General features: G+C 40.1%; 8 protein-coding genes. 7 read left to right on the top strand and 1 reads right to left on the bottom strand.

Annotated features, from left to right (window positions below):
- The first annotated feature begins 1 nt into the window (after window position 1).
- The 5 genes from AC1D0K_RS18570 to AC1D0K_RS18550 all read left to right on the top strand — a co-directional run bounded on the left by AC1D0K_RS18570 (window position 2) and on the right by AC1D0K_RS18550 (window position 11,687).
- Window positions 2-877, top strand: a complete 876-nt coding sequence (locus AC1D0K_RS18570; protein ID WP_477390685.1) for a hypothetical protein — start codon at window positions 2-4, stop codon at window positions 875-877.
- A gap of 373 nt (window positions 878-1,250) precedes the next feature.
- Window positions 1,251-4,535, top strand: a complete 3,285-nt coding sequence (locus tag AC1D0K_RS18565; protein ID WP_477441732.1) for a SusC/RagA family TonB-linked outer membrane protein — start codon at window positions 1,251-1,253, stop codon at window positions 4,533-4,535.
- Window positions 4,536-4,560: 25 nt separating this feature from the next.
- On the top strand, window positions 4,561-6,096 hold the full coding sequence (locus tag AC1D0K_RS18560) for a RagB/SusD family nutrient uptake outer membrane protein (protein ID WP_295720667.1): 1,536 nt from the start codon (window positions 4,561-4,563) through the stop codon (window positions 6,094-6,096).
- A 680-nt stretch (window positions 6,097-6,776) separates the two neighbouring features.
- On the top strand, window positions 6,777-10,007 hold the full coding sequence (locus AC1D0K_RS18555; protein ID WP_477390680.1) for a SusC/RagA family TonB-linked outer membrane protein: 3,231 nt from the start codon (window positions 6,777-6,779) through the stop codon (window positions 10,005-10,007).
- Between the two features lie 21 nt (window positions 10,008-10,028).
- Window positions 10,029-11,687, top strand: a complete 1,659-nt coding sequence (locus AC1D0K_RS18550) for a RagB/SusD family nutrient uptake outer membrane protein (RefSeq protein ID WP_477441728.1) — start codon at window positions 10,029-10,031, stop codon at window positions 11,685-11,687.
- 107 nt (window positions 11,688-11,794) lie between these two features.
- Here the strand turns inward: AC1D0K_RS18550 and dapF are convergent, their stop codons facing one another.
- On the bottom strand, window positions 11,795-12,580 hold the full coding sequence (gene dapF, locus AC1D0K_RS18545) for a diaminopimelate epimerase (protein WP_477390676.1): 786 nt from the start codon (window positions 12,578-12,580) through the stop codon (window positions 11,795-11,797).
- A gap of 190 nt (window positions 12,581-12,770) precedes the next feature.
- Between dapF and AC1D0K_RS18540 the strand changes: the two genes are divergently transcribed.
- Window positions 12,771-14,315 (top strand): Do family serine endopeptidase, encoded by a 1,545-nt coding sequence (locus AC1D0K_RS18540; protein WP_295720671.1) that lies wholly within the window; start codon window positions 12,771-12,773, stop codon window positions 14,313-14,315.
- Between the two features lie 316 nt (window positions 14,316-14,631).
- A complete protein-coding gene (locus tag AC1D0K_RS18535; RefSeq protein ID WP_477390673.1) occupies window positions 14,632-15,033 on the top strand; it encodes a hypothetical protein in 402 nt (133 codons plus the stop codon).
- Window positions 15,034-15,092 lie beyond the last annotated feature (59 nt).

The raw sequence follows: 15,092 nt of genomic DNA, 5'->3' as shown, positions 1-15,092 counted from the left end.
CATGCAAAAATTAACACTAACCATATTAGCCGCAGCCTTAGGTATTGGCTCTTTAGTAACCTCCACCGTTGATCAGCAGCTTACACGTGCAATCACGGTTGATTCTTTAGGGGCCTGCCAGGGCATATCATATCAAAAAGGGCGTATTTTTTTATATGGCGATCGCGAAGTTGGTATGATCCGCGAATTTAAAATGGAAAACGATAGCCTGGTATATCAGCACAAAGAAATTAAGCTTACCATGAACGGCAACGATGTAATTAATCACCCCACAGGAATTGCCTATAACGGAACCGGGCCAACCTTTATAGGCAATTCCATCCGCCTTAATGCCGAGGGTACAAAATGGAAAGCAGTAATATATTGTGTAGATTGGAAAGGGCTGTTAAAAACGGGCACGCTTGATGGCAACTTATTAAATACTATTGATGATGATGCCTGCATACAAGGCACCCGCCCCGAATATGTTAAGTATAATAATAAATGGTATATAGCTACTGCTGATTATGGCGACCACGGTAATGAGGTAAGATTATATGACGCCGAAAAATTAGCCAAAACTTCAAATTCAAAAACTGAAGGAGTACTTTACAAAAAGTTTACATGCACCCCATGGGTGCAAAACCTGCATTGGATAGCCAAAAATGGCATGCTGGTACTTATCCAAAATAAAATTGAAGGGCGGCAATGGCGCTTTACTTATATCGATCTTAAAAAATCTGTTGAAACCGGTAAACAAGTAGTGGTCAACCAAATTGACCATATTGACAGGGGCGATGAGCTGGAAGGCTTCTCTTTTATTGGCGATAACGAAAACGGCATCGCGGTAACATCATCGCGCAAAAACAACGTAAACTTTACCAAAACTACCTGGTAACAGCCCCCCAAAACTCTTAAAAAACTGAAATGCCGGACGTAACGCCCGGCATTTTTTGTTAACGTAAACTTAACTTTTAAGTATCTCCGGCTTAAGATAGTTGGCTTAATTTTGTTGCCAACATCACAATATTAATAACATCTAATTAATATTATTTTATCATAAAGCAATAACGATTATGATAATATTAAAACTGCAGCATATTTAATTTAAACGCCTATGTAACATTAATTTAAACTTAACATCGAACCGGCGATAAATTTAAGAACCGCTGAATGCGCTAACATTCAAACGGTCCCGGAAATAATTGTCAAATAACTAAAAAGCGGTCGAAAGCTTTATTATCGTTTTCTAACAATCAATTTTTAAAAATATGAATAAAAAGATTACCCGTGATCTTTTTGGAAGGTTTTTGCTAAAACCTTTTATCTGCCTCATGATCATGGCACCTGCGTTTAACTCAAACGCTGCAACCCCCATTAAAATTGCGATTAACCAGGCAATTCAAATATCTGGTACCGTAACCGACGAAACCAACCAGCCTTTACCGGGCGTATCTGTAAGGATAAAAAACAGCGATAAAGGCACAGCAACCGATGCCAAAGGTAAATACAGCATAGCTGCAAATGAAGGTACAGTACTGATATTTAACTTTATTGGCTATACGCAGCAGGAAGTTACCGTTGGTAGCTCAGAAACCATTAACGTTAAGTTGATGCCCAAAGCAAAAATGCTTAACGAAGTAGTTGCCATTGGCTACCAAACCATTCGCAAAAGCGATGTTACCGGCTCCATATCCAGCGTTAAATCAAGCGATCTTAACTTATCTGCTCCATCACTTGGGCAGGCATTAGTAGGTAAGGTTTCTGGTGTGCAGGTATCGCAAACAAGCGGCGCACCATACACAAGCCCCAAAATAAGGGTTAGGGGAGTTGGTTCATTCAGTGCCAGTTCCGATCCTTTATATGTTATAGATGGTTACCCTGCAGGTAATGACATTTTCATCAATCCGGATGATGTTGAAAGTATCGACATTTTGAAAGATGCTGCTTCGGCTGCCATTTATGGTTCACGCGCATCTGGTGGTGTTGTTTTAATAACTACCAAACATGGCAAAGAAGGTAAAGGTAAATTTGAATACAGCGTGCAAACGGGTATGGACCAGCTGGCAAAAAAGGTAAAACTTTTAAACTCAGACCAGGCTGCCCAACTGGTAATTGATGGCCGCAATAACACTTATCATGATCTGTGGGTTAATACAGGCCACATTTGGAATGATGCCATGTATTCTGACAACAATGCTACCCGTATTGCCAATGTAAGCAATGCCGGCAGTGTAAGTATTCCCGACGGGTTATATAATTTTGCCGACCAATCATTAATTCACCAAACCGTGAATACCGATTGGCAGGATGAATTGTACCACAACGCTTTTTTTCAAAAACATAACCTGGCATTTTCTGGCGCTTCAAACGGCTTCAATTACTATGTGAGCGGAGCATATCAAAACCAGGATGGTATTATACATACCACAGGGCAGCAGCGCGTTAACTTTCGCACCAATATTGAAGGTGACATAAGTAAAAAATTACACGTTGGAGCCAATGTTGCCTACACTCAAAACACCAATAAAGAAGTTCAGGAAGGTCGTTTTGACCACGGACCGGTTCTTGGCGCCCTTATATATATGCCATATTTACCAGCCTATAATCCTGATGGCTCATTGGCTACCAATGCAGAAGCTTCACAGGCGGCAGCATACGGCTACCAGTCTATCGAAAACCCGGTTGCCCTGGCCGAGCGTACAAAAATAACCCGCAAAGGCTATCGTAGTACCTATAATGCAAACGTAGTTTACAACATATTGCCCGGCTTTAATGCTAAAGCCAATTTAGGTACGCAAACCTACAATGAAAAATATGATTACTACCTGCCAACCAACCTAAGCAGCGGAGCTTTCCCTCCCGGATCAACACAATCAATAGCTGCTGCAACGGCAACAGCCCAAACTATTACACAGCTAGATCGCCTGGCCGAGTTTACCTTAAATTACAACAAGCAGTTTGGTAAACATCACATTGACGCCTTGGCTGGTTATACAGCGCAAAAAACAACCAGCGATTTGATCAGTGTTTCTGCCAAAGGGTTCCAGAATGATAATATTCAGGAAATTACATCAAAAGGTGCCGATGCCAGTCTGTTTACATTAAACTCAAATACCGGCAAATCTGTTAATACCTTGCTATCATACCTTGGCCGTGTTAACTACAATTACGCCGGTAAATACTTTTTAACAGGCTCTTTCCGTGCCGATGGTTCATCACGTTTTGGCCCGTTAAACAAATATGGCTATTTCCCATCGGTTGCTGCCGGATGGAACGTATCTGAAGAGCCGTTTTATCACAACTTCCTTGGCGATCAGTCAACCGTTAAAATCCGCGCAAGCTGGGGCTTAAGCGGTAATTATAACATTCCAAACTATGGTTATCAACAAACACTTGCCAGCCCTACAGGTGTGGTTTTCGGCAACAACACCGTTAATACGGCTACTTACGCAGGCCCTATAGGCGATCAGAAATTAAGCTGGGAGTCAACTTCACAATATAACTTTGGTACCGATATCGGCTTGTTTAATGGCCGCCTGTCTATCATCGCCAACTATTATTTAAGCTACTCTTATAACCTGTTATATAATCAGCCAATCTCGGCTATTTCAGGTAACACCACCATCCTTACCAATCTGCACGATTCAAAGATCCGCAATACAGGATTTGATCTTCAGCTTGATGGCAGAATAGTGAAGTCAAAGGATTTCACCTTTAATGTAAGCGGTAACATTTCGCTTAACCGTAATAAAGTAGTGAAACTACCGGGTAACAATACCATTATCATTAACGGTGCAGAACGCTCCTACTTAACCAACATCACCACACAGGGCCAGCCAGTGGGTATGTTTTATGGCTTTAAAGTGGGCGGCATAGTAACTCCTGAAAATATCAGCAAAGTTGCCCCATCCGCTTCATCAACCAATCCGGTTAAACCAGGCGACCTGTATTTTGTTGATACCAATGGCGATGGCAAAATAACTGATGCTGATAAAACAGTTATCGGTTCTCCTTATGCCAATTTCACTTATGGTTTTGCCTTAAACAGTACTTACAAAAAGTTTGATATCAGTGCATCCTTTAACGGCTCCCAAGGCAATAAAATACTGGATGGCCAGGATTATTACCTGTACAACATGGAAGGCTCCGGTAACCAATATGCCGATGTAGCCGATCGTTACAGAAATGCCGAAAACCCTGGCGCCGGAAAAGTTTACCGTGCATCACGCGGTGGTACGCAAAGTAACAGCACCCGTTTATCTACATTTTACCTGCAAAGTGGTTCGTTCCTGCGTTGTACCAATTTAACCGTTGGCTACTCACTTCCAGGTTTTTTACAAAATACTCTGGGTATTAGCAAAGCACGTTTATTTGCCAGTGTAGTAAATGCCTTTACTATTACCAAATACAAAGGTTATAACCCAGAGGTTGATTACAACTACTCTGGCGCGGCATCAAATAATACACAACCAGCCAACCTTGCTCCTGGAATTGATTATGGTACTTACCCATTGGTTAGGTCATATAATTTAGGTGTAAATGTTACTTTCTAATGGTTTTTTTAACAAGAATATAGAGATGAAGAAAAAATTAATAGCCATCATTTGCCTTGCAGCATTTGTAGCCATAAGCCCGGCATGTAAAAAAGATTTTTTGGATCAAAACAATCCAAATGCCGTTACCGTCGATGACAATTTTAAATCGCCCAATGATATATTATTAGCAGTAAATGGTATTTACCAATCATTACGCAGTGGTAATAATATAGGCGAAAGCAGCGACCTGTGGACAGATCAGCGCTCTGACGATACCGGAACAAACGATAACCAGTCAAACGCCGGCGAGCCGTTCCAGTTCAATAATTTCTCGCTGATTGCAAGTAACACTTATTTAAAAAGCCACTGGGTATCTTTATATGCAACTGTTACCCGTGCCAACGTGGTATTATCGCATATTGATGCCGTATCTTTTACAGATCCTAATTTGAAATTACAGTATACCGCCGAAGCTAAATTTTTACGCGCTATGATGTATTTTCACCTGGTTCGCCTTTGGGGCGATGTGCCATTGGTAACCAAACAATTGGCATCTACAGAAGTTGCAGCAGCAACTTTCCGCGAAAAACAGGCTACCGTATATGCACAGATTGTAAAAGATTTAACCGATGTAATAAACAACAGCCCGCTGCCTAACCTGCAAAGTGGCGCCAATATTGGTAGGGTATCAAAAGCAGCAGCCAATGTGTTGCTGGGCCAGGTGTACTTAACAATGGCTACTACGTTAGATCAGGCTAACCGCCAAACTAACCTTACCAATGCCAAAACATACCTGATGAATGCCTACAACATGCGCACATTTGGCGAACTAAAGAGCATTCCTTATACTGATGTTTTTGATGTAACTAAAAAATCAACCTGTCCGGAGCTAATCTTCCAGATTGTAAACAAACAGGGCGATATCAGCTATAGTTCATCAATAGCGGCTAACAACCAGGCCAAAGGCGAAACTATCAATTCGCAAAAAGCCTCATCGGGAGCAGGATATAATGTTACACATGATTTGATCAACGAGTACGAAACCGGCGATCCGCGGAAAGACTTTTCGGTTAAATATGCAAATGATCCTATAGTTAAAGACTGGTTTGTAACTAAATTCAGGGATGCAAGTGATGCAGCTGGCAAATTAGGTTACGGCGGTAACGATTGGGTATTGATGAGATATGCAGATGTTATACTAATGCTGGCCGAAGTTAATAATGACCTTGGCGACAATGCAACAGCTATCCAGTTTTTAGATATGGTACGTGCAAGGGCAGGAGTACCTGCTTATGCTGTAGCCATGACCAATAGCGCCTACAGCACCAGCTTCCCAACACTTAAACTGGCTATTTTGCATGAACGCCGTGTTGAGCTGGCATTTGAGCACCACCGCTGGTTTGATTTGCTGAGAGCTTTTACCACCGATGAGCTGGTAACCTATTTCAAAAGCAAAGCCCAGGCTAACTTTGGCTCGGCTTTATTATCAAACTTTAGTACCAAGGATCGCTACTATCCTATACCGTTTGATGAAGTTAAGCTTGACCCATTAAAAATGTACCAAAATCCGGGTTATTAACCCTTTGCCACAAAATACCCCTATTAATTTAAGGAGCAGGTTGCTAAAATACCGGCCGCAACTCCAAATACCAAAAGCCTCTTAGATAATTTCTAAGGGGCTTTGTTTGTATTAATGCCCACCACTATAGTTACATCAATGAACCGTTAGGCAAAATGCCGAAATGAGTTTAGCAGATAACTATACTCAAACCAACTCAGGTGCAGCTTTATTGTTGATAAAAACACTTAAAGGCAAATTACCCCTATCAATTTCATTCAATTCCATATGAAAAACTTGCTTGAACTACATTTACGTCAAAAAAACAGAGATAAAAAATGTATAATTTTAAATAAAACCAATTTCCTGCCATTAAAAAAAACAATAAATAACAATAATTTTATATTAATTATATAAATATTAAATTTTCATTAACAAAAACCGTCTAAAAGTTTAAAAAATCTCTTTTTGGTAATTTTTTTTTAAATATTGTCTCAATAGTTAAGCTTTTTTTTAGCTAAATCGATTACATAATTAAATTTCTCAAATTATATCGGGCATATTATTACAATAATTACAAAATCAATTTCAATATAAGCGGCTTTTTGCTATAATACTAAAAATCAGCTATTAGTTAATATTTTGAGTGTTACGATATATCTTGTAATTGCACAAATTATTAACTAATAACTGATTTAAGTATGAAAAAAAGTTTTCTCAAAAACTTAATGGGAATCCTATTGGCATTATTTTGCCAATATGCCTACGCCCAAAATCGAACAATCACAGGTACCGTAACAAGTAAAGATGATGGCTTGCCCATACCCGGGGTAAGTGTTACCGTGAAAGGCACACGGACAGGCACACAAACATCCGGAGTTGGTAAGTTTTCCTTAACTGTACCCCCAACAGGCAGTACACTGGTTTTCACCTTTATTGGATTTGCAAAAACAGAGGTGCCTATTGGCAGCGGCAATGTTGTTAATATTGCCCTGGCCAACGACTACAAACAATTAAATGAAGTGGTAGTGACAGGATCGGGAGTAGCAACAAGCAAGGCCAGGCTGGGAATTGCTGTTGAAGCCATCTCCGGAAAAAACTTACCCCCCTCCCCGCAAGCTTCCATTGAGCAAGCCCTCGTGGGGAAAATTGCCGGTGCGCAGATCTCGTCTGTAGATGGTACACCAGGAGCCCGTACTAATATTGTTCTTCGCGGTATCAATACTATACAAGGCGGTACTTCACCAATGATTTTGATAGACGGTATTGAATCCAGATCTACCGATATCAGCTTACTTGATCAATCAACTGTTGATCATATAGAAGTTGTACAGGGTGCTGCAGCATCAACCATCTATGGTGCCCAGGGTGCAAATGGCGTAATCCAGATCTTTACCAAAAAGGGGGCTTTAGGAAAAGTTAAGATTGATTTATCGAGCAGTGTTGCTGCAGGTAGTTACATCAATAACGGCAATGTACACCAGGCTAAGCTAAGCAGTTTTAAAACTGATGCTAACGGGAATTTTATAGATGGCAGTGGTAACATTATTAAACTGGATGAAGACGGCACTTACCCCGGTATTACATGGGCCTATCCATCGGGTAATGGAAACCCTACTGCAATGTCGAACCCATTAAATACGGCACATCAGCAGTATGGCACCAACCTAAAGTATTATGATCACCTTAAACAATTATTCCGCACGGCCTACACACGGAACAATAGTGTAGCAGTATCCGGCGGATCGGAAAAAAGTGATTACGCGCTAACCCTATCCAACAATCACCAGGAAAGTAATATTGTCAGGAATGGATATAATGACAGGACCAATTTAACAGCAAATATTGGTACCGAATTATTTAAAGGATTTACAATCAGATCAATTACACAATTAATATATACAAAAAACACACTTAACCCCTCATTTAGCTCTGGTGGAAACGCAATATTTAATGCTCTTAATTCCTCGCCTTTTTATGATTTCAATCAAAAATTACCTGATGGAAATTACCCTTTTTCATTAAATTCAGGCACGGTGAGCGTTAACGGAAGCAATCCTTTTTATAATTTACAATACGCAAGCAAAAAGGATAACAGAATAGATATTATTGAAAACATACAGGCCGATTACAAGATCAATAACTTTATTGAACTGAGTGCAAAATATGGCATAAACAACACACACCAGGATATAAATTATATTTATCAAAACCAATCAGGAAACGCTAACTCTAATGATACAGAAAGCTGGGTTTCATTAAACAATAATGCTGATAATACCGGCGAGGTTGATAAGCAAAGTAATAACACAACCTTTCAAAACTTTAACGGATCAGCCACTATCAGAACTGACTTTGAGAAGGATTTCCACTTAAACATTCCTATAACAACCAGCACTTTATTACAGTATGACTATAGGAAAAACCATCTTAATCAGTTTCTTGCTTACGGATATAGTTTGCCAAGTTACCCGATATACAACTTCCAGCAAACCCAAACACAGCAGGTACTCCAGGATTACACAGAGCCTTTTGTAACTTATGGCTACGTTGTTAACCAAAAAATTGATATTGGAGAATATGGTGGCATCGGTGGAGGTTTCAGGAGTGATTATTCTTCTGCATTTGGCCAGGGCTCAAAGCCCTTTACCTTTCCAAATGCAAATGCCTATTTTAGACCATCGTCATTTGATTTCTGGAGAAACAGTAGCCTGGGCAATCGCATTCCGGAGTTTAAATTAAGGGCGGCATATGGCAAAGCAGGTATACAGCCAGGCGCATTTGACAGATATCCTACATTAGATCCCAAAAACGTTGGCAACGCGTTAACATTTGCTCTGCTAAATGCTCAAAAAAACCCCAATTTGAATGTTGAGGTATCACGGGAGTTTGAAGCCGGTACCGATATTGGAATTAAAGGCTTTGACGGGAATTGGCTAAGCGATATTAATTTAAGCGTAACTTATTGGAATCGTAAAGGCACCAATATAATTTACGATGTTAGTGTTGCACCATCAACAGGCCCTCTTACATTAAAGACCAACGCCATTGATATGTCATCAAATGGGATCCAGGCATCCATAAATATCAATGTGTTGAAAGCAAAAGACTTTAACTGGAATGTAACTACCAATTTCAGTCACCAAACATCAAAAATTGATAAAATAAACGGCCCGCCAATTATCCTGACATCCGCAGCTGGCAGTACCCAGGAGGTTTTGATTGCCGGGGCAAAAATTGGCCAGATATACGGATATAAAGCACTAACAAGCCTTGACCAGAAAAACCAGGAGGGTATTGCTTATATCCAGCCGGCAGATTATAACCAATATGAAATAGTAGCCGGCAGAGTAGTAAACAAAACAACCAAAGGTATTCAATTTACAAATGAGGTTTACGCATTAGGCGATCCAAACCCTAAGTTCAATATGTCATTTATCAATAGCTTTAATTATAAAAATCTTTCATTCAATTTTCAATTCGACTGGGTTCATGGAAGTCATTTGTATAACCAAACCAAAGAATGGATGTATCGTGATGGTATAAGCAGTGATTATGATAAACCGGTAACCATTAATGGCCAAACAGCAGCCTATACAGCATATTACCGAAGCATATATGCCGATTATTTTGGAGCAAGAAACGGCCCGGCCCGAAATGGAACTAAAGACTATTTTTATGAAGACGCCTCTTTTGTCAGATTAAGGAATCTTTCTGTAGGGTATGATTTTACCTCGTTAATAGCTAATAAAGTCTTCAGAAGAGTGGTATTAACGTTTGCAGCCCGCAATATTTTAACATTTACCAAATACACCGGATTTGATCCTGAAATAAGTTCGGGTACTTCAAATTCATCATTTGATAGGGGAGTAGACCATGACTCAACTCCTAATAATAAATCATATCAATTAGGATTAAGCCTTGGGTTTTAATTGACTTATTAAATTAAAAACATGAAAAAATATAAATATTTATCAATTTATTTTGCAGCGGTTACCCTACTAAGCGTATCATCCTGCAAAAAGGAGCTTGACGTAAAAAACCCCAATTCACCAACAATAGAGCAGGCAAAGGATGAACCGGGAATTATTTCACTATCAACCGCGGCTGTTTACATAAACGGTTTTAATGGAAATAACCCTTCCATCATTGCTAACCAAAATTGGTTAGGCGATAGTTACTTTTCATTAGGCATTGGCTTCCATGAACTATTAGGTGATAATATATCGGCCGAAGCATCCAATCAAAACATCAATGTGGTTAACCTGCCAGATTATGTAATACTTGATAACGGGAGTAAGATTACGAATACATCTCCTTCAAAAAGTGTAATAAGGATAAGTAACGCGCGTGATAAAAAGCCCGCCAATATGTTTTATTATGAGTGGGCCTATATGTATTCGTTAAACAATGCCTGTAACCAGGTATTAGCTTTAGTTGATGCGATAAAATTTACCGGTGATGCTGAAACAAAAAAGAATACCATAAAAGCCTGGGCTTATTGGTGGAAAGGGTTCGCATATTCAAAAATAGGATCAATTTATTATGCAGGCATCATTAATAACACTGTTGGTGTTGGCAATACATCTTCCTTGGTATCAACGTATGTTACAAGTGCAGCCATGATAGCAGAGGCAAATAAAAACTTTGATCAGGCAAGCACTTTATTAAGTGCAATTACCAGTACATCAGACTATAGTACCGTTTTAGGTAAATTATTGCCAAGCTTTGTGCAAACAGGTAAAGGCGGTGTGCTTACTACGGCTATGTGGATTCGGAATATTAATACCATGAAAGCGCGTAATTTACTCGCAAACAAAAGATTAAGCCAAATGACAAGTACCGATTGGAACGCCGTTTTAACATTGGTAAATGCAGGAATTAAGTCAGATGATTTTGTTTTCACAGGCCGCACAACAGCCACAAATGGATTTTTCTCGGCCAGCGGAGGCTCTGTTGCAGCCATGTCAACCGGCTTACCTAAATCAACTTCTTTTAAAATAAGTGAACGATTAATTCAGGAATATAAAACAGGAGATAAGAGGCTGGCAACCAATTTCGCCGTTAATCAGTACACAAACCAGGTAGGTGGATTTACCTTTAGTACCAGGTGGCAATTATTGGATGCCAATGGCGTGAATAAAGGCGACGTAGCAGTTCTCAGCGATAAAACCCCAGGTAACTATGAGTTATATATAGCTGGGAGCTACGAAGAGAATGAGCTTATGAAAGCCGAAGCTTTAATAAACACAGGTAGCATACCTGCCGGTTTATTGAGTATAAATAATGTTAGAACTTACCAGGGAGCCGGGTTGGCTGCCTTAAGCGGGGCATTAAGCTTAACTGATGCAAAAGAAGAATTGCGAAGAGAGCGAAGGGTCGCATTAGTATTTAGGGGTCTTGCTTTTTATGACGCAAGGCGATGGGGGATTATAGATGATGTAACCAAAGGCGGCGGACGTAATAATGCTGTTGTCCTTGGATCGGATGGTGTTTTGAGCACCCATGCAACAATTAATTACAACTTTCTTGATTACTGGGATGTACCCGCAGATGAATATGTTATCAATCCGCCCGCTGCGGGGAGTGCGCCAATTAAAAACCCTAATTGATTTGTATCGTTCTTTATATAATATCAGTTAATATTTACTATTAAGGCCGTGCAGACAAATGCACGGCCTTTTATAATTATTAAAAATTGATGTGTTTTTAATTGCACTTATATCTCCACCACCCCATCAAACACCTGCACTGCGGGCCCTTCTAAAAATATATCGGTAAATACTTTGCCATCATAATTAAAACGGATATTGAGGTTGCCGCCTAATACTTTTATCGGCGTATCAATATGACCGATGAGCTGGTTATGGCTGGCCATGGCCAAAGCTACCGCAGTTACCCCGGTGCCGCAGGCAAAGGTTTCGTCTTCTACACCGCGTTCAAAGGTGCGCACAAAGTATCCGTCGTCAATCGGTTCAACAAAGTTTACGTTGATTCCTTTTTTGCGGTAGGTAGCATTATTACGGATAGCCTTGCCTTCGTGAAAAACATCCCGGTGCTCCAGGTCTTCAACCAGTTTTACATAGTGGGGAGATCCCGTATCAAGTACATAGGCATCCAAATCAGTCTTTAGCTCCTTTACATCAATCATTTGCAGGCTCACCCAGTCGCCCTCGTCTGTAATTTTGGCATTATGCGGACCATCTACCGCCAAAAATTCCGTTTCGTTTTTAATGATGCCTAAAAATTTGGCAAAGGCCACAATACACCTTCCGCCGTTACCGCACATGCTGCTGGGCTGGCCATCGGCATTGTAATACACCATTTCAAAATCAAAACCCTCTTTATTCTGAAGGAACATCATGCCATCCCCGCCAACGCCAAAACGCCTGTCGCAAAGGCGCGCAATCAACCTTGGATTGCTGTGGTCAACCGCATTTTCGCGGTTATCTACCAATATAAAATCATTACCTGCGCCCTGGTATTTAAAAAATCGTATCTTCACAATAACATCATTTAATATCAGCTACTTAGCTTAATCCTAACCTTTGTGACAAGCAATACCGCTAAGTAAAAACAATTTAACAAATTTTAACAAAAAACCTGATAACTAATCATTGATTATGTAGTCTATATGGTATTAATTTTGATCTGTTAAATTTAATTCACATAAACAAAGAAAGGCAAATATAAAGATGAAAAAGATTGGTTTAACATTATTAACCGCTTTTGTAGGAGGAGCCCTGGCTTTAGGTGCATACAAAGTTATCGAAAGTAAATATGCGGATAACCTAAGCTTTGAGGACAAACAAAAAGTTTACTTTACCAGTAATCCATCGGCCCCGGTAGTATCATCAACCGGTTCGCTTGATTTTACGGAAGCAGCCGCGGCGGTAACCCCGGCGGTGGTTTACATCCGTACAACATACAGCAGCCAGGCAGAAGGTGACAGCAAGAAGGACCAGCTGGAGCAGATGTTTGGTGATATGTTTGGTCAGCGTATGCGTCCGCAAGGGCCGCAAATGGCCTCGGGTTCCGGTGTTATCATCTCAACAGATGGCTACATTGTAACCAACAATCACGTTGTTGATAAAGCAGATAAAATTACGGTAGCAACAAATGATCACCGCACCTTCCAGGCTAAAGTGATAGGTACCGATCCAAGTACCGACCTGGCCCTGATCAAAATCAGCGCTACAAATTTGCCTATTGTTAAATTAGGCAACTCCGACGATTCCCGCGTAGGGGAATGGGTTTTGGCAGTTGGCAACCCTTTTAACCTTACATCAACCGTTACAGCGGGCATTATAAGCGCCAAGGGCCGCAATATTGGCATCATTGGCAGCGAGGACAACCAGGACGAAAGCGGCCCGTTTGGCCGTAACCGCAATCAGTCTGCTGCACCAAAGCTTAACAAGGCTATTGAATCATTCATCCAAACCGATGCCGCTATTAACCCCGGCAACAGCGGTGGTGCCCTTGTAAATACCAAAGGCGAACTGATAGGCATCAATGCCGCTATCGCTTCGCACACCGGCTCATATGAAGGCTATGGCTTTGCTATCCCGGTTAATCTTGCCAAAAAAGTATTGAATGATATTAAAAAGTTTGGTTCGGTAAAACGTGGATTTGTTGGTGTAAGCTTTACAGAGCTTAATGCCGATGTAGCCCAAAAACTAAACATCAACAACACAACCGGCTTATATGTTAATGAACTGGTTGATGGTGGCGGCGCACAGCAAGCGGGCATTCAAAAAGGTGACATCATTGAAAAAGTAGAAGGCACACCTGTTTATGAATCATCAGACCTGCAGGAGCATGTAGGCCGCATGCAACCCGGAGATAAAATAAACCTTACTGTGCTTCGCGATGGCAAAGAAAAGAACTTCGCGGTAACGCTTAAAGCTGATGCAAGTCCAACTATTCGTACGGCGGCTGTTTCCAAGTCGGCAGAGGAATTGTTTAACAAACTGGGTGCGAGTTTCCAACCCTTAACCCCGGCTCAAAAGGCTAAATTTCATGTAAACTCCGGAGTTCAGGTAACCCAGGTTCGCGAAGGAAGAGTATTTGATAGCTTTGAAATTCCTGTTGGTTCCATTATTACCAGCATCAATAAATCGCCTATCAACAGTGTGGCCGATATTGATAAAGTAATCACCAACCTGCGTAATGGTAACCTGGTTATATCCGGCTACTATCCTGATGGTACAAACTTTAACAATATGTTCCAGGTACAGTAAGCTGCCACACGTACAGATTTTAGATAAATACAAAAAAACCCGGCGATTGGCCGGGTTTTTTTGTTTAAGAATAACAGGTTATTTCAACAACGATTACATATAAACTAAATCAATAATAAATAATGCTTTTTAAGCAACCAAAATTAAATCCATCCGTAATAAGATTTCCTAAAAGATTACAACTAACGATTAAGCTATGAATTATAGAAGAAATTTATTTAGCCAGTAAATTTGCGGTGAACGGAATATTTTCAGTTCATGCCCTCCCCCAAATCTCTCTTCTCAAAACAAAAAATATAAAAAAAATAAAACTAATATGAATTTCGTCGTCATTTTAATTGCCTCGTCGATCCTATCATTTTTTTTAATCGGAAAAAGAAAGAAAAACTACCCAATCAAAGCAGAGTCAACAGAGCTTGATTATTTATATTCATACAGACATGCTTTATTGAAAATACGGCAAATAGAATCTGAACTTGAAGACCTTTTTGTTTCTATGGATTATTATAATACAAATACAGGTCGTCTATTTAGTCCGATAGAAATAGTATCTATAAAACATGAAATAGAGCAAAACCTAAAACAATTTATAGCAGACTATGAACAGGGGGAGGTGCCCTTATTTGACTTTCATGTACAATTAGATAGCCTTCTTAAACAATTAGATGTTTTAGCTTTCAAACTATCGGTAAAAAAAGAGCTAACCTCGATGATATAACGAGACCTTCTTCAATCGCGATCTGTGTGGACACAGATCGCGATTGAAGAAGGAAAGAG

The sequence above is a fragment of the Mucilaginibacter sp. P1_A3 genome, from assembly GCF_056406855.1.
The sequence above is the reverse complement of the archived record's forward strand: the minus strand, read 5'-3'. Positions and strand labels throughout refer to the sequence as shown.

Excerpts from the sequence above, each read along its gene's own strand:
- AC1D0K_RS18565 (WP_477441732.1), top strand. The coding sequence starts at position 1,251 with ATGAATAAAAAGATTACCCGTGATCTTTTTGGAAGGTTTTTGCTAAAA.
- AC1D0K_RS18535 (WP_477390673.1), top strand. The coding sequence starts at position 14,632 with ATGAATTTCGTCGTCATTTTAATTGCCTCGTCGATCCTATCATTTTTT.
- AC1D0K_RS18550 (WP_477441728.1), top strand. The coding sequence starts at position 10,029 with ATGAAAAAATATAAATATTTATCAATTTATTTTGCAGCGGTTACCCTA.
- AC1D0K_RS18555 (WP_477390680.1), top strand. The coding sequence starts at position 6,777 with ATGAAAAAAAGTTTTCTCAAAAACTTAATGGGAATCCTATTGGCATTA.
- AC1D0K_RS18540 (WP_295720671.1), top strand. The coding sequence starts at position 12,771 with ATGAAAAAGATTGGTTTAACATTATTAACCGCTTTTGTAGGAGGAGCC.
- AC1D0K_RS18560 (WP_295720667.1), top strand. The coding sequence starts at position 4,561 with ATGAAGAAAAAATTAATAGCCATCATTTGCCTTGCAGCATTTGTAGCC.
- AC1D0K_RS18570 (WP_477390685.1), top strand. The coding sequence starts at position 2 with ATGCAAAAATTAACACTAACCATATTAGCCGCAGCCTTAGGTATTGGC.